Annotated in this window: 20 protein-coding genes; 17 read left to right on the forward strand and 3 right to left on the reverse strand. The window is 44.4% G+C overall.

The features are described from left to right. Positions 1–146: 146 nt before the first annotated feature. On the forward strand, positions 147–1424 hold the full coding sequence (locus PXC00_RS05600; protein WP_275845662.1) for an adenylosuccinate synthase: 1278 nt from the start codon (positions 147–149) through the stop codon (positions 1422–1424). An 84-nt stretch (positions 1425–1508) separates the two neighbouring features. Next, positions 1509–3050: a glutamine-hydrolyzing GMP synthase gene (guaA, locus tag PXC00_RS05605; protein ID WP_275845664.1), complete on the forward strand. Its 1542-nt coding sequence runs from the start codon at positions 1509–1511 to the stop codon at positions 3048–3050. Between the two features lie 221 nt (positions 3051–3271). On the opposite strand, the gene PXC00_RS05610 is transcribed toward guaA, so the two are convergent. Then, positions 3272–3805 carry a helix-turn-helix domain-containing protein gene (locus PXC00_RS05610; RefSeq protein WP_275845666.1) on the reverse strand — a complete coding sequence of 178 codons (534 nt, stop codon included), beginning with the start codon at positions 3803–3805 and terminating at the stop codon, positions 3272–3274. A gap of 282 nt (positions 3806–4087) precedes the next feature. Between PXC00_RS05610 and PXC00_RS05615 the strand changes: the two genes are divergently transcribed. From PXC00_RS05615 to PXC00_RS05640, 6 genes are all read left to right on the forward strand, one after another. After that, positions 4088–4276 (forward strand): LysR family transcriptional regulator, encoded by a 189-nt coding sequence (locus tag PXC00_RS05615; RefSeq protein ID WP_242408882.1) that lies wholly within the window; start codon positions 4088–4090, stop codon positions 4274–4276. Further along, the gene (locus PXC00_RS05620; protein WP_275845669.1) at positions 4276–5367 is read left to right on the forward strand and encodes a site-specific integrase; all 1092 of its coding nucleotides are present in this window, start codon (positions 4276–4278) and stop codon (positions 5365–5367) included. The genes PXC00_RS05615 and PXC00_RS05620 overlap by 1 nt, the downstream gene beginning before the upstream one ends. Further along, positions 5357–5689, forward strand: coding sequence for a plasmid mobilization protein (locus PXC00_RS05625; RefSeq protein ID WP_275845670.1), 333 nt, complete (start codon positions 5357–5359; stop codon positions 5687–5689). Before PXC00_RS05620 ends, PXC00_RS05625 begins: the two co-directional genes overlap by 11 nt. After that, positions 5682–5828 (forward strand): hypothetical protein, encoded by a 147-nt coding sequence (locus PXC00_RS05630; RefSeq protein WP_156329760.1) that lies wholly within the window; start codon positions 5682–5684, stop codon positions 5826–5828. Before PXC00_RS05625 ends, PXC00_RS05630 begins: the two co-directional genes overlap by 8 nt. After that, complete coding sequence (locus tag PXC00_RS05635; protein WP_275845671.1) at positions 5821–6783, forward strand: AAA family ATPase; 963 nt, start codon at positions 5821–5823, stop codon at positions 6781–6783. Before PXC00_RS05630 ends, PXC00_RS05635 begins: the two co-directional genes overlap by 8 nt. A 258-nt stretch (positions 6784–7041) precedes the next feature. Continuing rightward, the gene (locus tag PXC00_RS05640; protein WP_456064457.1) at positions 7042–7242 is read left to right on the forward strand and encodes a hypothetical protein; all 201 of its coding nucleotides are present in this window, start codon (positions 7042–7044) and stop codon (positions 7240–7242) included. Positions 7243–7388: 146 nt separating this feature from the next. On the opposite strand, the gene istB is transcribed toward PXC00_RS05640, so the two are convergent. After that, positions 7389–8120 carry an IS21-like element helper ATPase IstB gene (gene istB, locus PXC00_RS05645; RefSeq protein ID WP_268058202.1) on the reverse strand — a complete coding sequence of 244 codons (732 nt, stop codon included), beginning with the start codon at positions 8118–8120 and terminating at the stop codon, positions 7389–7391. Then, a complete protein-coding gene (gene istA / locus PXC00_RS05650) occupies positions 8113–9603 on the reverse strand; it encodes an IS21 family transposase (RefSeq protein WP_268058201.1) in 1491 nt (496 codons plus the stop codon). Before istA ends, istB begins: the two co-directional genes overlap by 8 nt. Before the next feature lie 205 nt (positions 9604–9808). On the opposite strand from istA, the gene PXC00_RS05655 reads away from it, so the two are divergent. The 9 genes from PXC00_RS05655 to PXC00_RS05690 all read left to right on the forward strand — a co-directional run bounded on the left by PXC00_RS05655 (position 9809) and on the right by PXC00_RS05690 (position 18282). Then, positions 9809–10768 carry a plasmid recombination protein gene (locus tag PXC00_RS05655; RefSeq protein WP_456064458.1) on the forward strand — a complete coding sequence of 320 codons (960 nt, stop codon included), beginning with the start codon at positions 9809–9811 and terminating at the stop codon, positions 10766–10768. 24 nt (positions 10769–10792) lie between these two features. After that, entirely contained in the window at positions 10793–11170 is a 378-nt protein-coding gene (locus PXC00_RS05660) for a TnpV protein (RefSeq protein WP_275846956.1), read from the forward strand. 257 nt (positions 11171–11427) lie between these two features. Further along, a complete protein-coding gene (gene dcm / locus PXC00_RS05665) occupies positions 11428–12657 on the forward strand; it encodes a DNA (cytosine-5-)-methyltransferase (RefSeq protein ID WP_275846958.1) in 1230 nt (409 codons plus the stop codon). Further along, positions 12657–13472 carry an Eco47II family restriction endonuclease gene (locus PXC00_RS05670; protein ID WP_407654328.1) on the forward strand — a complete coding sequence of 272 codons (816 nt, stop codon included), beginning with the start codon at positions 12657–12659 and terminating at the stop codon, positions 13470–13472. Before dcm ends, PXC00_RS05670 begins: the two co-directional genes overlap by 1 nt. A 24-nt stretch (positions 13473–13496) precedes the next feature. Then, positions 13497–14357 carry a hypothetical protein gene (locus PXC00_RS05675; RefSeq protein WP_275846962.1) on the forward strand — a complete coding sequence of 287 codons (861 nt, stop codon included), beginning with the start codon at positions 13497–13499 and terminating at the stop codon, positions 14355–14357. A 14-nt stretch (positions 14358–14371) separates the two neighbouring features. Beyond that, the gene (locus PXC00_RS05680; protein ID WP_275846964.1) at positions 14372–15568 is read left to right on the forward strand and encodes an AAA family ATPase; all 1197 of its coding nucleotides are present in this window, start codon (positions 14372–14374) and stop codon (positions 15566–15568) included. Positions 15569–15775: 207 nt separating this feature from the next. Beyond that, entirely contained in the window at positions 15776–15910 is a 135-nt protein-coding gene (locus PXC00_RS05685) for a hypothetical protein (protein ID WP_275846966.1), read from the forward strand. Between the two features lie 347 nt (positions 15911–16257). Then, on the forward strand, positions 16258–16572 hold the full coding sequence (locus PXC00_RS14125; RefSeq protein ID WP_407654316.1) for a GH36 C-terminal domain-containing protein: 315 nt from the start codon (positions 16258–16260) through the stop codon (positions 16570–16572). Positions 16573–16749: 177 nt separating this feature from the next. Continuing rightward, the gene (locus PXC00_RS05690) at positions 16750–18282 is read left to right on the forward strand and encodes an alpha-amylase family glycosyl hydrolase (protein ID WP_275846968.1); all 1533 of its coding nucleotides are present in this window, start codon (positions 16750–16752) and stop codon (positions 18280–18282) included. Positions 18283–18399 lie beyond the last annotated feature (117 nt).

Genomic DNA, 18399 nt, shown 5'->3' on the forward strand with positions numbered 1-18399 from the left:
TCGTTTACTTCCGCGTGTTTTTGTGTTAAACTGTATGTAAAAGCTGCCTAAATCCAGCCGCATGGCAGTCGCGGCGCTTGTTTTAAGCGCTGCGCAGCAAGATCTGTCCGCAGCGGCGCGGCAAAAATATGGAGTAACTGTTTACTATGATTAAAGCAATTGTAGGCGCAAACTGGGGCGACGAAGGCAAGGGAAAAATCACCGATGTCGAAGCACAGAAAGCTGACTTCGTTGTTCGTTTTCAGGGTGGCTGCAACGCCGGCCATACAATCGTGAACCAATATGGAAAATTTGCACTGCATCAGCTGCCGTCCGGTGTCTTTTACGACCACGTAACCAATGTGATTGGCAGCGGCGTGGCGCTTAGCCCGGAAAAACTGGTTGCAGAAATTCAGGAGCTGGTTTCCCGTGGGGTGCCGAAGCCACACATTGTGGTTTCTGATCGTGCGCAGGTGGTCATGCCGTACCACATTCAGCTGGATACCTTTGAGGAAGCGCGCTTGGCAGGGAAATCGTTCGGTTCCACCAAAAGCGGGATTGCGCCGTTTTATTCAGATAAGTTTGCAAAGATCGGTTTCCAGGTTGCGGAACTGTTCGATGATGAAGCAAGCATCCGCGAGAAAATTGACCATGTCCTCGGCATTAAAAATGTGCTTTTCCGCGAACTTTATCATCAGCCAGAGCTGAATGCAGAGGAAGTTTATCAAAAACTGATGGCATATAAGGAAATGCTGAAGCCTTATGTGGCAGATACCTTTACGCTGCTGCATGACGCGGTGCGCGAGAGCAAAACCATTCTGTTGGAAGGTCAGCTTGGCTCTTTGAAAGATCCGGACTGGGGCATTTATCCGATGGTGACTTCCAGCTCTACACTGGCAGGCTACGGTGCGGTTGGCGCAGGTGTGCCGCCGTATGAAATCAAGGAAATCATTACGGTTGTAAAGGCATATTCCAGCGCGGTCGGCGCAGGCGAGTTTGTCAGCGAGATTTTCGGCAAAGAGGCGGAGGAACTGCGTAACCGCGGTGGTGATGGCGGCGAGTACGGTGCGACTACCGGGCGTCCGCGCCGGATGGGCTGGTTGGACTTGGTCGCCACCCGCTACGGCTGCCAGGCGCAGGGCGCTACGCAGGTTGCCTTTACCGTTTTGGATGCACTCAGCTATTTGGACGAGATTCCGGTCTGTGTTGCTTATGAGTTGGATGGCAAGCAGATTGATTATTTTCCGCCGACTCCGCAATTGAAGCACTGCAAACCGGTTTGGAAGAAGCTTCCGGGCTGGAAGTGCGACATTCGCGGCATCAAGACCTATGAAGAACTGCCGGAAAACTGCCGGAAGTATATCGACTTTGCGGAAAAAGCAGTCGGCGTGCCGTTTAAGATTCTGTCTAACGGGCCGAAGCGCAGCGATATTATTGTCCGCTGAAAACTGTAAATCGTTGTGGAGCGTCAGCACACGCAGTTTGGGTGTTGGCGCCCTTTTATTTCATCTGGAAAGCAGGTTGTGCAAATGGTAAAGAATGAAACAGTACTGGTACTGGATTTTGGCGGGCAGTACTGCCAGCTGATTGCGCGGCGCGTTCGGGAGTGCAGCGTTTTCTGTGAGATTAAAAGTTACCGGACACCGGTTTCTGAGCTTGCGGCAAAGGGATACAAGGGCGTTATCCTGACCGGCGGTCCCAATTCGGTATATGACGAAAACTCCCCACACTGTGATAAAGCGCTTTTTGAAATGGGCGTTCCGGTGTTGGGCATTTGCTACGGTGCGCAGCTGATGGCGTATACGCTGGGCGGAAAAGTCGGCAGCTGTGAGGTCAGCGAGTACGGCAAAACAGAATTTACGGTAACGGACTCTTCCAGCTTGCTGTTCCAGGGCGTGCCGCAGACCTCTGCCTGCTGGATGAGCCATACCGATCGTATCACACAGGTACCGGCGGGTTTCCGGACAACGGCAGATTCCAAGTCCTGCCCGGTCACCGCTATGGAAAATGTAGAAAAAGGTCTTTATGCGGTGCAGTTCCATCCGGAAGTGCAGCACACCGCGTTTGGTCAGCAGATGCTGCACAATTTCCTCTTTGAAGTCTGCAAATGCAAAGGGGATTGGGTGATGTCTTCCTTTATTGAGCAGACGGTTGCGCAGATTCGGGAAAAAGTCGGCAACAAGAAAGTGTTGTGCGCACTTTCCGGCGGTGTTGACAGTTCCGTTGCGGCAGTGCTGATGCACAAAGCCATCGGAAAAAACCTGACCTGTATTTTTGTGGATCATGGAATGCTTCGCAAAGAGGAAGGAAACCAGGTCGAAACCATTTTCCGTAAACAGTTTGACATGAATTTAATCCGTGTCAATGCGGGCAAGCAATTTCTGCAGAAGCTAGAAGGCGTTACCGACCCGGAACGGAAGCGTAAAATCATCGGCGAGGGCTTTATCCGCACGTTTGAGGCGGAGTCTGCCAAACTGGGCAAGATGGAGTTCCTGTGTCAGGGAACCATTTATCCTGATGTAGTCGAAAGCGGCGTAGGCAATTCCGCGACGATTAAGAGCCATCATAACGTCGGTGGCCTGCCGGAAGACGTCGGTTTTGAGGGAATTATTGAGCCGCTGCGCGACCTGTTCAAGGATGAAGTGCGCGAAGTTGGCACACAGCTTGGCATTCCGGAAAATCTGGTGTGGCGTCAGCCGTTCCCGGGACCGGGTCTGGGCATTCGTATCTTAGGGGAAATTACAGCGGAAAAGATTGCGACGCTGCAGGATGCGGACGCGATTTTCCGGGAGGAAGTAGCGAACGCCGGCCTGAGCAAAAAAATCAGCCAGTATTTTGCGGTGCTGACCAATATGCGCAGTGTGGGCGTGATGGGGGACGGCAGAACGTATGATTATACCATTGCATTGCGTGGCGTGACGACCAGTGACTTTATGACTGCGGATTGGGCGCGGATTCCGTATGACGTGCTTGAAAAAACCAGTGAGCGGATTATCAACGAAGTCAAGGGTGTCAATCGCGTTGTTTATGACGTTACCAGTAAGCCGCCGGCTACTATTGAGTGGGAGTAGAACGAACCGCCGTAAAAAGCAAGTGTTTATGCGGGTTTGCGGCGTTCGGAGGAGTCTTTTGATAACAATTTGATAACAGCCATACAAGAGCCATTATTCTTGTAATCCGGTGGTTTATGGGTTACAGAATGATTGAAAAGCGGTTGTGTGGCAAAAGGAATCCATATTAGAAAGCCCTTAGCTGTGGGTAGTAACTCATAGCTAAGGGCTTTTTGTCGTTGTTATTCATCTTTTTTGAGCTTGTCCTGAAATGCCTCCACCAGCGTATCGCTTAACTCTTGCGAGGGCACTTTCGCCCAGAGCTGCGTGGTATCGTATTTCGGATAGTAGTAACGCCAGCGGTCATAATCGTCCTTGCTGATTTTACCGGCAGAGAGCTTGTCCGCCTGCTCTTTCCAAGCATAGAGCATTTGCAGCAACTCGTAAGCCTCTTTGCCCTTATCCTTGTTGACTTTCAGACAAACTTCCCCGTCCGCTTCGCTGACGGTCAGCCCATAAACATCTTCAAGGGTAAATAAGGTGTGCATAAGACCGATCTGACTGTCAATGTCAGGAACATCAAGAGCCTGTGGGGAAACATCAAGCACCTGCGCCAGTGCAGCCGTTAAATCCGACTTTGGTTTGCGGGAGCCGGTTTCATATTGCGCCAAGCGCACATCGGCGCTCCTTTCGGGAAAACCGACAGCCGTACCAAGATATTTTTGCGTCATACCACGCAGAAGTCTGAAAAAATGGATTCTCTCACCAATCGCCATAGTGTTTACACTCCTCGCTTATGTATCTGCACATAGTATAGCAGATATGCTTAGTGAAAGTCAAGAGAAAACAAAACAAAAAAGTTTAATATTTTCTCGCAAACTGCTTGACAAAAGCAAATATGCTTAGTATAATGAGAAAGAATTAAGCAAATAAGTTTAATTTAATATCCGTAGTGCGTTACGGTAATGGCGTACCCGCCCGGGCAAATCGGAAGGCGGTCAGAAAGTATTCCGACACGAAATAAATGAAATTGAAAAAAGAAATGAAAGGAGATTTTTATGGGAAATAGATTTATCCGTGCCGATGATGTGGCTCAGGAACTCAATGTATCAAAGCCCTATGCCTATAAACTTATCAGAAAGCTGAACGAGGAACTGAAAGCAAAGGGTTTTATTACGATTGCAGGGCGTGTCAACCGCCAGTATTTTTATGAAAGGCTCTACGGAGCCGGAAAGGAGAAAGAGTAATGCCGGTATTCAAAAATGAGGACAACGGTTCTTGGTATGTGATGGCAAGGTATGTGAACTGGAAAGGCGAGCGCAAGCAGAAATGCAAGCGTGGCTTTGCCACAAAGAAAGAAGCACAGGAATGGGAGCGAATGTTCCAGTTGCAGAATTCCTCTGACCTTGATATGAGTTTTGAAGCTTTCACGGAGCTGTATATCCGAGATGTGAAAAACCGCTTGAAGGAAAACACTTGGCTGACGAAGGAGCATATTATCCGCACAAAGATACTGCCCTTTTTCGGCAAGCTGAAAATCAGCGAGATTTCTACAAAAGAAATCATCACTTGGCAGAACGAAATGCTTGCCTATCGTGACGAGAGGAAAAAGCCTTATTCGCAGACTTATCTGAAAACGCTGCACAACCAGCTTTCCGCTATCTTTAACCACGCTGTACGCTATTATGAACTGCGCTCTAATCCAGCCGCAAAGGTGAGGAATATGGGTAGTGAAGAACACAGGGAAATGCTGTTCTGGACGAAAGAGGAGTACAAGAAGTTTTCTTTTGAGATGATGGACAAACCCATTTCCTTTTACGCCTTTGAAATGCTCTACTGGTGCGGTATCCGTGAAGGCGAGCTGCTGGCGCTGACTCCTGCGGACTTCGATTTTGACAAGGAAACGGTCACGATCAACAAGTCCTATCAGCGTCTGCACGGGGAAGATGTGATTACCACGCCGAAAACAAAGAAAAGCAACCGCACCATTAAAATGCCGCATTTTCTCTGTGAGGAAATGCAGGAGTATCTCGGTATGCTCTATGGCTTGAAGAAAAAAGACCGTATCTTTATGGTAACGAAAAGCTACCTTCATCACGAGATGGACAGAGGGGCGAAAGCCGCAGGCGTGAAGCGCATCCGCATTCACGACCTTCGTCACAGCCACATCAGTTTGCTGATCGATATGGGATTTTCGGCGGTGGCGATTGCCGACCGTGTAGGACATGAAAGCATTGAAATCACTTATCAATATGCACACCTGTTTCCGTCCAAGCAGACGGAAATGGCAAATAAATTGGACGATTTGGGGAAAGGAGATTTTGAAAATGTCGGCTAAGAACAGAGATAACAAAAACCGTTGGAGAAATATTACAGTAGGGTTTCGGGTATCGCCCGAAGAAAATGAACTCATTAACAAGGCGGTTGCTTTATCGGGATTGCCGAAGCAGGAATACTGCTACCGCCGCTGTCTAAATCAGGATGTGGTTGTGCAGGGCAATCCGAGGGTGTATAAGGCTCTGAAACAGGAGCTTGCCGCCGTCCTTGCGGAGCTACAAAGGATTGAAGCGGGAAATGGCATAGATGAGGAACTACTCAATGTCATTGAACTGGTTTCTATTATTCTTGGCGGCTTGAAAGGAGAGGAACAGAATGAATAAGCAAAAAGAAATGACCGCCCGTAACACATCTGTTGGCGCAGACGATAGGCAGTCACTCCATGTATCTATCAATAGTATAGCCGCATATCACCTGAAAATCAACCGTTTTGTTGTGAAAGGCGGTGGCAGGAATGGCTGAACTGAAAATTATCAGTATGGACGAAGTCCCTGTGGAAGAAGTGGAATGGCTCTGGTATCCCTATATCCCATTTGGAAAACTGACCATTATTCACGGTGACGGCGGCGAGGGGAAAACCACTTTGGCGTTAAGACTGGCGGCGCTTCTCTCTAAAGGAGAAGCACTGCCCTATGACGATACCGAGCGTGAGCCTGTTAAAATCATCTATCAAACTGCCGAGGATGGACTGGAAGATACCATCAAGCCGAGATTAGAAGCGGCTGAAGCAGACTGTACTCAAATCAAAGTCATAGATGAATCGGAAGCTGTACTTAGTATGCTGGATGAACGAATTGAAAAAGCAATTATAGAAGTCGGTGCAAGGGTGGTAATCCTTGATCCGATTCAGGCGTATGTCGGCGCAAATATCAATATGAACAACGCCAATGAAGTCCGTAATGTGATGGCACAGCTTGGAAGAATCGCAGAAAAATATGACTGTGCAGTTCTGCTTGTCGGTCATATGAACAAAGGTAGCGGTAACAAATCTTCTTACCGTGGACTTGGTTCCATTGATTTTCAGGCTTCGGCGAGAAGTGTTTTGATTGTTGGGAGAATTAAAGACAATCCGCAGGTCAGAGTGATGGTGCAGGACAAGTCTTCCCTTGCACCCGAAGGTGAAGCGATTGCCTTTGAACTGGACAAAGAAAACGGATTTAGTTGGCTCGGTCATTACGATATCTCAGTTGATGATTTGTTAAGCGGTATTCCGAAAGAAAAGAAATCCGAACAGGCTGAAAATTTAATACTCGAATATCTTTCCAAGGGCAAATATCCACAGCAGGCATTGCTGAAAAAAGCACAGGCGGTAGGTATCTCCAAGCGTGTGTTGGACGAGGCAAAGAAAGCGCTGAATGTCCAATCGGTTAAAGAGGGCAGTCAGTGGTACTGGCAGCTTCCCGAAAAAACAGAGTGAAGCTTTTCAAGGTTGCAACATTGCAAAGGCAGGCATATCTGCAACCTTGCAATGTTCCTTTTTCGGGAAGTGATAAAGTTTGGTGGAGAGTGCAGAGAGCACCTTTTCAAAGGTGTTCTTTGCCCCTCGGAGAGCGCAAAACCTGCTTGCAGGTCGCATTTTTGATAGGGTTGCCTGTCAAAAGTGCTTTTGCGTTACTCTTGGCAAGAGTAACAGAACCGAGGAAGCACGATTTTTAAGAGATTGGAGGTGTAACTTATGCAAAGAACAATCAGCGCAATGGTTGGAAAAGGCTCGGTCAACCACAACAGCCGTAAATTCAAAGCGGAAAATGTGGACGGTAATCGAACACATTTGAACATCGACTACTGCAATGAAAGTATCAAAAAAGTATATCACGAACTATTCGATTGTGTTCGTCAAGTAAAAATGTTAGCAAAAGGTCCCCAAAAAGGTTAGCACCTTGGAGCACCTAATTTGTTGTTCGTGCATGTAGCATCGAGGCCTTTTTCGGGGCAAAACAGGGCGAGACCCAACGCTCACATTTTGGAGACCCACGGGGCCAAACAGGTCGGGGCCCAATGCTCACTTTTTGGAGCGCTTTTTCAGTGGGTACGCTGGCGTTGCATGGACTGGGTCAGCCGGTAGCTCTCGCCGGAGAAGATTACAATGTGGGAATGGTGGATCAGCCGGTCAACCAGCGCTGCCGTCAGGCGGTTGTCGCCAAAGACAGTGTTCCACTGCGAGAACTCCAGATTGGATGTAATAATGAGGCTCTTTCGCTCGTAGCAGTCGGAGATTACCTGAAACAGTAGCTCGGCGGCATCCTTGTGCAGCGGCACGAAACCAATTTCGTCAATCACAATGAGCTCCACTTTTTTCAGTGTGCTGAGATAGTTGTTCAGCGTACCTTTGTTGTTTTTCTCCAGCAGGATATTGGCAAGGGACGCCGCCGTATAAAAGCGGACACGCCGCCCTTCCTGGCAAGCTTTCAAGGCAATGGCTGTGGCAAGATGTGTTTTGCCGGTACCAACAGTGCCCATAAAAATGAGATTCTCCTTGGGCGTAAGAAATTGCAGTTCCTCCATGTACTCGGCAGTCAAGCCGCTGGGCAGCTCAATGGCGGGAGTCCACACAAAGTCATCCAGCGTTTTCAGAACACGGAAACCGGCGGTTTTCACCATGCGGTTAATCCTGTTGGCTTCACGCTCTTTCATCTCCAGCTTCAGCAGGTCGGTCACATATTGCTCTGTACTTTCAAACTGGACGGAGCGCCATTCCTTGGCCATGCCGCCCAACTTCACCTGTCGCATCATCAGCTCAATTTCCTCATACATTTGCGTCACCTCCCATCAGCCCGTCGTAGGCGGAAAGATTGGGATTGTAATGCAGTGCCGGGGAACCGAGCAGCTTGAGTGGATCAGGACGGTATTCCTTCTTTGCAATCATGTAATAGCACTGCCGGAGGCTGTCCGCATCCGTGCGGCCATTTTCCCCGGCAAGCTCCAGCGCATCGTTGCACAGAGTAGCATTGCCGTCGGAGACAATTTCGCTGAGCAGTTGGAGAGCGTTCTTGCGTTCCCTGCCGCTGGTCTGTTCCAGGAAAGCCTGCCACTGCTGGGGCATCTGCCGGAAGAAGCGAGTGTGTTCAATCGCACCAGGCTTTTTGCAGAGCACAGACACATACTGCGTCCAGTCAAACACCTCATCATTGGCTTTGTAGCTCCTGCGGTAGTGTCCAACCGGGTGGTGGTCATGGAAAAACTCCACATGGTCAAAGAAAATCTTTGCCTGTACCGTTTCACCGGAAAGCATGGGAGAAAGGCCGTACTTGTTTGTCTCAATGGTTACAAAGCCGTTTTTGTTTACCGTCAGCGAAGCATAGCGAAACACCGAGAACGGGTATTCCGGAAGCCGCAGCAGGCTTGCCTCATCCTCTTTCCAAAGCTCTTCAATCAGAAGCTTCTTCTTGTAGTGCGGGCGCTGTGCATCTTTCTCGCACCAATCCCACAGGGACTCATTAAAATCGTCAAAGGACGTAATGGTCGGAACCGGCACAAAGGCATTTCTGCGGCTGTAACCCACCTTGTTTTCCACGTTGCCTTTTTCGTTGCCGGATGCTGGATTGCAGAATTCTGCACGGAAACGGTAATGCATCATGAAGCGGGTAAAGCCGTCTGTGAGAATTCGGTCTGTACCCTTGAGTACCTGCACAACGGCGGTGGACATATTGTCAAAGCGCAGCACCGGCGGAACGCCGCCAATATGCTCAAAGATACGTTTCATACCGGTAAGCAGGCATTCCTGGTTCTGAGAGGGGAAAGTTTGGGTGTACCCTTTGTTGGAATTCGGGAAGGAAATGGTTAGTGCATAGCCGTCCTGCTCCTGCCCTGCACCATCGTAGTAGAGATGCTTTCCGAAATCTACTTGCCCACTGCCCAGCGTATGCTCCAGAGGCAAATAACCACTGTTCTTGGAATTCATCACAAACCGCTTTTTGCGGACGTACTTTTTTACGCTGGAATAGCTGCCACCGAAACCGTGCTCATCCCGCAAACGGCAGAAAATCCTCCAAACGGTGTGCCTCTGCTTGCGCGGGATCTTATGGTCGGCTTCCAGCCATTCATCAATTACGGGAATGAAATCTCCCAACACCGGATAGCTCGTTGGCTCGGTATCCGGCAGATTGTCCTCGCTCCAGTCGAGCTGGTAGGCGTACTTTTGGACGGTCTTGAAGCTGTGACCTGTTTGACGGGAAATTTCTCGCAAACTCAGGTCTTCATTTTCGTACAGATCCTTGATATTATTTACTTGAGCCATTCTTAACACCTTTCTGCTACCTCCTTAGTCTCTTGACAATTCTAAGGGTAGCTGTTATTTCAGGTGCTGACAATGGCTCACTTTTTATGCCATTTGGGGTGCTAACTTTTTCGAGACCTTTTGCGATACTTTCATTTTACCGAAAACACTATTCGATGAAGCGCTGAAAAGATACAACGACAGGCAGACGAGAGCCGATAGAAAAATAGAAAACTACTATGAAAAAATCCGCAGTTCCAAACAGGAAAAACAGTTTCACGAACTGATTTTGCAGATCGGCGATAAGGAAAATATGAGCGCCGAAAGCGAAAGCGGAGAGCTTGCCCGACAGATTTTAGATGAATACTATCGTGGGTTTCAGGAGCGAAACCCTCGGTTAAAAGTGTTCTCGGCTCATCTCCATATGGACGAAGCTACACCGCATTTGCACATTGATTTTATTCCCTTTACCACCGGCAGCAAGCGTGGACTGGATACAAGGGTGTCTCTGAAACAGGCGCTTGCGGCGCAGGGATTTAAGAGCGGAAGCCGTGGGGATACCGAGTGGAATCAATGGGTACAGTCCGAAAAAGAACAGCTCGCCGCCGTAATGGAACGCCACGGAATCGAGTGGGAACACAAGGGTACGCACGAAAAACATCTCTCTGTTCTGGACTACAAAAAACAGGAACGCCAAAAAGAGCTTGAAGTCTTAGAGGATAAGCTTACCGAGAAAAAAGATGAGTTTCGTGTGATGGCTTACCGTATTGAAAACTTTGATAACGGCGAAAGAGCGTTGAAGAAGCTTGATGAAAGTATCATGAACGAGCCTGAATATCAGCTCCCCGAGCCGGCTGCGATGATGTCGGCAAGAAGCTATAAGGCAAAGTTTGTCGAGCCGCTTATAGCTAAATTGAAATCGCTGATCAAAACCTTATTCGCACGGTATTTCAAGGCGATAGACAGCTATAACAGGCTTAATGTGACGAACAGGAATCTGTATCGGGAGAATGAAAAGCTCTCAAAAATCAACGGTAAGCTTACCGAAGAAAACACAAGACTGAGGGCTGAAAACAAAGATTATTCGTTGCTTCGCAGAGTATTCGGACACAAACAGATAGACAGCCTGCTTGAACAGGCGAGAAATCTCAAAGGTCAAAAGCGTGACCACACACGCTCAAGATAAATCAATTTTCAGGAGGTAAACGAAATGGCAAAGACGATTTTTGAAGAAATGGGCGGCGATTATGTACGGCAGGGAGATTATGATCTCCCTTGCCTATCCTTACCCGCCGAAAAAGAAAACCAGCTCATTGGAATATGGGGGCAGCGGCATTTACGGTATCTTAAACAGCACCGCAAAGTGTTTTATACCAATCTGCTCACAAGCGGTAAACTGAACAGCTATCTTGCGGATATTGACAAGCAGGCTGAAGATAGGTTTCTTCGGCTGGTAGAGCAAATGGCAGAGCGTGAAGGTGTGACTGAGCAGCTAAAGGCGGAAAATCAGATGGAATGGGTTGGTAGGATGAATAATATCCGTAGCAGAACGATGGAGATTGTAAATGAAGAAATCATAATAAAATAAAGCAATGTGATACACAAGTGCAAAACTATGGCGGATAGGGATAACACCTTATCCGCCATTTTTACTTGTTTTAAGAGGCTCGAAATAGGGCGTTTTGTTTCCAGCAATTAGACATATGTCGTTTGCTTTAGCACAATCGTCATTGAAAAAGAATTTCTAACGAAACCGTGAGAACTGTTGATTATTTGGCAAAAATATGCTATTATATAGACAACCCAATTTTGTGTTTTTGATTTTGATGATATGGAGGTAATATTGTGGCTGTTTGCTATAACAACCTTTGGAAACTTCTTATAGATAAAAATATGAATAAAACAGAGCTCAAAGAAGCAGCAGGCATTAGTTTCAATGTAATGGCTCGTATGGGTAAAAATGAGACGATTTCATTTGAAAGTATTGAAAAAATTTGTGCTGCATTACAATGCAACATTGGAGATATTATTGAGATTGTTCAAGATAATCACGAAGAGGCTTCCCCTAAAACCTTCACAACGATAGAGTTGTTTGCTGGTGCGGGCGGATTGGCACTTGGCATTGAAAAAGCTGGATTTGAGACATTGGGACTCATTGAATTTGATAAAGACGCCTCTGACACATTGAAATGTAATCGTCCAAATTGGCGTGTTATTAACGATGATATAGCAAATATCTCTTGTCTTGATTTAAAAGAGTATTTCGGACTTGCTGAGGGCGAGCTTGATCTACTGTCTGGCGGCGCTCCGTGCCAAAGCTTTTCTTATGCTGGAAAGCGATTGGGATTAGAGGATGCTCGTGGAACTCTCTTTTATCATTACGCAAAATTCTTAGAGCAATTGCAGCCCAAGATGTTCCTGTTTGAGAATGTGAGAGGGTTGCTTACCCATGACAGAGGGCGCACCTATAAAACGATTACAGACATTTTTGAAAGTACTGGATACACCATTCAAAAAAAGGTATTGAATGCTTGGGATTATGGGGTTGCTCAAAAACGAGAACGACTTATTACGATAGGTATCCGCAATGATTTGAAAGATAAAGTGGTTTTTGAATTTCCTGCTCCCCATAAGTATAAACCTGTTCTGCGAGATGTTTTGCTTGACTGTCCGAAAAGTGAGGGCGCTTCCTACTCGGAATATAAACGAAAAATATTTGAGCTGGTTCCCCCCGGTGGATACTGGCGTGATATTCCCGAAGATATTGCAAAAGAATATATGAAAAGTTGCTGGAATATGGAAGGCGGAAGGACTGGAATTTTAAGGAGGTTGAGCTTAGATGAACCTTCACTTACTGTTCTAACCTCTCCAAGCCAAAAGCAAACTGATCGTTGCCACCCATTGGAGGCTCGTCCGTTTACAATTAGAGAAAATGCACGATGCCAGAGTTTTCCTGATGATTGGCAATTCTGCGGGAGTGTAGGACAGCAATATAAACAAGTTGGTAATGCTGTCCCGGTTAATTTGGCATATGAAATTGCAGTAAAAATAAGAGAAGCATTGGAGAGTTTATGATGTGGAATTTAACTTTTATAAGTGAAGAAGATTTTACTAGTCATGTAAAAGCTACTATCGAAAAATACGGAGAAAAGCTGGAATCATTTGATTTAAAGCGCTTCAATAAAAATATCATTGATCCGATTAAGCTAATTTTTGACAAGACTGTATATCAATCTTCTTGGGAAGAAATTGTGAGCAATGAAATTTTTCGCCAAAGGGACAAGTCTAATAACAATGATATTGGATATTTTCACCAGCGAATTTTTCAGTATATTAAGAACTGTCATGTTCCGCCTAATGGGGAAGAAGGCGGTTGGGATGTAATTTATGAAAATCCTGATGGCATTTCTATTCCCGATGCAGGAATTGTACATACTGTTTATGTGGAAATGAAAAACAAGCATAATACAATGAACTCTGCTTCGGCGGGTAAAACCTTTATAAAAATGCAAAATCAGTTGTTAAATGATGACGATTGTGCTTGCTTTTTAGTAGAAGCGATTGCACAGCGTTCTCAAAATATCAAATGGGAAACAACTGTTGATAAGAAAAAGGTTGGCCATAAGCTTATTCGAAGAGTAAGTCTTGACAAATTTTATGCTTTAGTAACAGGGCAAGAAGATGCCTTTTATCAAATGTGTATGATACTGCCGTCTGTTATCGAAAAGGTAGTCAAAGAGCTGGAAGGCACAATCGTCCCGCATGATACTGTTATTGATGAGCTGAGAGCCATGGCGAGTGAGCAGAATATCGAATCGGAAGATTTGGCAATCGCAATGGCCGTGTATATGCTCGGTTTTGGAAGTTATAAGGGATTTACTAAAAAATAATATGTGATTGTGGGGATAACAAATTTGCTGTTTAATGTTTATTATTTAAACTTCTCGAAGGTATATGAAATAAAAATGATGTTAAGTAATGTCATTAAGACAGATGAAAGCGTTGAAACGGATCAAGGTGATACTCTTAATGCAGATTTGCAGGCGAAAATGGGTACAAAGTTTCTGAAATTATTTAATGCGGAGGTTGGCGCAGATGTTAAATCTGGATCAACCGATTCTCAAAAGGTTCTTGAAAACTTCAAAGTAACTATGACTAAATCACTTATATTGAGTGAAGTAATGGATAAATGCAAAACCGTTACGGACTTTAGCGGTCTTGCTGAAGGGCAACTTGTCAGAATTGATAATGTTTCTCTTTCTTTGGAAAATGAAATGGAATTAAGAACAGTCAAAATATTTTCAAATGGTTCTTTCAAGGGTATGCGCTTACCAGAAGCTGGTGGACTTGATGTTAATAATCTATTTAATTCGATGTTTAAGGATTATTCCTATAAGCTGAAAGGCGAAATCAAGGACAGTAATGAAAAAGTATTGATAAAAATCCCACTTACCTTTGAAAATGAATTTGAAAATCTTTATAATGTGGACGATTTGTTTATAGGAAATGTTTCTTTAATCGGAATCTATAAGGGTAAAACAAAGATAAGTGGGTTGAAAAATTCATTTGATTTTTTTCAAGAGCTGGGGAATGCTTCAAATGCCGATTCAGACAATGAAGTCCATAATAGTCAATACACTACTCCTTCCGTAATCAAATTGAAAAGTGAAGATGACGACGAAGATTACAATTATATTGATCTTCTTGCAATAATACAGCTAATTAAGTCAGAGGATGCTGATATTGAGAACAAGTCCCAGAAAATGGTAAAGTGAAAGAAGGTGGCTGAATGAGTACATTATTCTTCTATAAAAAAGATCAGTTTTTCAATTTCAAATCTACACAAACAGCTGCTGGATTTGAATTTCTAAGTATGTCTCAGTTGCTATCGTCTCAAAAAATTGACGGTTTAGATGCGCATCAGCAATATTATATTGATATTTCTTCTACGGTCAGTTTTGTAAAAGCTAATGACTCGCAATTACTGAATTTTGAGCAACTGTTTAACAGCTTTGGTGAAAATATTTCTTTTATATGCGATAAAGCTTACGAAAGGGATGTAAAATATAGTTTCCGATATGTATTTAATAATTTTTCGGATGTTGAAGCTGAAAGTGATGAGCTCAAAGATGAGGTTGAAGAATCGACTGTTAACAAAACTGCTACTGTCAAAAAAATAACCGATTTAGAGGATTCTGAATTGGATGCTTTCTTTGCAAATTTCAATGCTAGATTATATGGTCATGAACGATTTAAAAAAGAATTTAAAGAGATTGTTGAATCTTTTCGAGTGTTTAATAAATTGGGCGAACATAAAATCTTATCGTTATTCTTAATGGGTGATTCGGGTGTTGGTAAAACTGAAGTGGCTCGTTCTATACATAAAGCTTTAGGTAGTAGAGCTAAATTGGCAAAAGTAAATTTCGGAAATTACAGTAGTCACGATGCCTTAAACAGTTTGATTGGTAGTCCACTCGGATATATAGGTAGTGATGGTGGAGAGCTTGTTAAACGAATGAATGAATCAGATGTTGGCTTAATTCTAATAGATGAGTTTGAGAAAGCTGATAGTGCTGTCTTCAACTATTTTCTTGATGTGTTGGAAAATGGGAAAATAGTAAATTCTCAAGCAGAGGAATATGATGTAAATGGATATATTATAGTGTTTACTTCCAATATCAGCAAAGAAAATTTCAAAAAGAAGATATCACCTGAGCTACGATCCAGATTTGATTATAAAGGGATGTTCAATCTTCTTACTGATGAAGATAAGATTAAATTTGTACATTTTAGAGTAAATCAAATTATAGATAAGTACCGAGAATTCGTTTCCAAAGATTTACCTAAAAGAATACACGATGAAGTAGTAGCTGCTATTGATGTGACACAGTTCAAAAATATGAGAGATTTGAACAAGAAAATCAAAGATACTTTTGTCGAGCAAATCAAGGATACATCTCGAATTTCTATGCAAAATCGTTTATAAAATGAAGCGTAACATATTGTTATTATCCACAGCCACAGGGCGAGTGTTATCAACACCGATAACAAACTGATAACATTAGCCCATATAGGCAGGATAATATGGATTCATCAAATAATCAAAAGCACCACGAATACGACAGAGAATAATATCTAAACAAAATTGATTAGGCTTTGTCGAGTGGGAATAAGTCAAAAGGAGCAGCAGCCGATGCAAAAAAACACTTCTTCGCAGACAAAGGATTTGGATTCTCAAAAGTTAGATGGTACTTTTGAAGAGCAAGGGGAGGCCCTTAGAAAGTGGATTGAGGAACATTCAAAAGAATTAGAAAAGAAACAAAAATAATTATTTTAAAGGCACCCTTAATCGGGTGCCTTTTTTATACCTTGGAAGGACGAGAACGCCATGACATCCAAGACCTTTCATGAAGTTTTTGCAGACAAACTGGCTGCAATGAGGCGCTTGCTGACGCTGACTACTGTACATCAAAATTTCAGCAAAAAAAGGAAAATGGGAGTTAAAATGCTGATGTGTCTCATGCGCGGCGGTTAGGAAGTTCAGCAACAAGAGCGTCTTCCGGCGTACTTGGTCAAGGCCAAAGCGTTGGTATTCCGATTAAGGAGTGGATACGCAGTAGAGAAAGTTTCATCTACTTTTACATCAGAAAAAATAGAATATAAAAAATATGGATAATGTGGTTGCAGTTCATTGGAACTCTGTACCGCCTTTTAAATCCTTTTTACGGAAACGAAGCAGCCTGGTGCTTCGTTTCATCAAATGCTGACCGAGCTGTGTTTTTTTATTTCAATATCTTGTCGCAACCGGCTGCACGCCAGAGGGTCATACGTTTACGGGGAATCAATTCCAAAATGAAGTACGAAATACGGGACGAAAACAATGACGTGATCGGTTCCTTTTTCGGCGATGAGCTTATGAACGTGGGCATCACTATGCCAATGTTTTTTGGGGATTTTGGGTCTTGCTTTCTTTTAATAAGAAGCGTATAAAGATGTAAAGGCCGCATTGCCTCTGCAAAAACGATGCGGATGAACAGAGAGGGAACGCTGTTAAAGATATTTTATGTATTTCTAAGGGAGGCTACTCGAAATCATCTCATGTGAAGTGGTACAATACAAGTGGAAGATCAATGTCATATAACACCAATCAGGTTTGGAGGAATAATTATGCCAAGTTGGTTAAAAGATGCAGTGTTCTACGAAATTTATCCGCAGAGTTTCTATGACACAAACGGTGACGGAATCGGAGATTTTCAGGGCATCATACAAAAATTGGATTACATCAAATTGCTCGGTTGCAATGCTCTGTGGATTAATCCGTGTTTTGATTCCCCATTTAAAGACGCTGGTTATGATGTGAGGAATTACAAACTGGTCGCGCCGCGTTATGGGACAAACGAAGACCTGTTCCTGCTATTTCGCGAGGCACATCATCGCGGAATCCACGTTTTACTGGATCTTGTACCCGGGCATACGTCGGAAGAACACGAATGGTTTCAAAAAAGCAGCCAAGCGGAAAAAAATGTTTACTCGAATCGCTATATCTGGACGGATTTTTGTTTTGCAGCAGCAGATGGTTTTCCGTATATTGCCGGTGAAAGTGAGCGGAGCGGTGCCTATGTGCTGAATTTCTTTAAATGCCAACCGGCACTGAACTATGGCTTCCTTCATCCAAAAGAAAGTTGGCAGTTGCCAACAGACCATCCTGATTGTGTTGCCACACGTGAAGCAATGAAAGATGTTATGCGTTTTTGGCTTTCTCATGGCTGCGACGGCTTTCGCGTAGATATGGCTGCCTCACTTGTAAAAAATGATGACGAGAAGCATTCCGGTACCAGTGAGATATGGAGAAACATTCGAAAGATGCTGGATACAGATTATCCTAATGCCGCAATGGTTTCAGAGTGGGATGATCCGCCCCTGGCATTGAGTGCCGGTTTCCATATGGATTTTTATTTGAATTCCCGCAATGGATACACAACACTTATGCGGGATTACGATATGGAAGCAGAGGATAAAAGCTATTTCAAAGCAGAAGGAGGCGGTATTTCCCGTTTCCTTGCCGACTACCTGCCTAAATATATGAGGACAAAGGATACTGGGTACATTAGTTTTATTACTGGCAATCACGATACAATCCGTGCACGGTATAATCTGTCCACATCAGAATTGAAACTTGCGTATGCGTTTATTCTCACTATGCCGGGTGTGCCCTTTATTTATTATGGCGATGAGATTGGCATGAAATATTTGGATTTGCCAACCAAAGAAGGTGGATATTTCCGTACGGGTTCCAGAACGCCGATGCAGTGGAACCATGATAAAAATCTCGGCTTTTCAACGGCCAATTCCAGCCAATTATATTTACCAGTAGATGACGCTGAAGATGCTCCTACCGTTGCGGATGAGCAGAAAAATCCGGATTCACTTTGGAATACTGTCCGAAAAATTCTGATGTTGCGTCATCGTAATCGCGATCTTCAAGCAGACGGAGACTTCGAGGTTTACGAAATGAAAGATCGGCTCTTTGCATATCGAAGAGGGAATTTTCTGCTGGCAGTAAACCCCAGTGGTGCAGAAAGAAGTATGTGGGTGCCGTTTACCGTAAAATCGGAATTCCAGCTAGGTACCGGTTCTATTGAAAAGGATAATATTGTAATTGGCCCACAGTCATTTTGCGTATTTAAAATATCAAACTGAATCAAGGGTCGCTATAAAGCGGTTCGGAACAGTAAAAGCCGGAGCAGCCATTCTTTCTCCGGCTTTTGTGATGCCCAGAACTGCGTGGACGATTTCCGTGCATTGTTTCGCTTGAGC

Source organism: Caproicibacterium argilliputei, assembly GCF_029211325.2.
Taxonomy (GTDB): domain Bacteria; phylum Bacillota; class Clostridia; order Oscillospirales; family Acutalibacteraceae; genus Caproicibacterium; species Caproicibacterium argilliputei.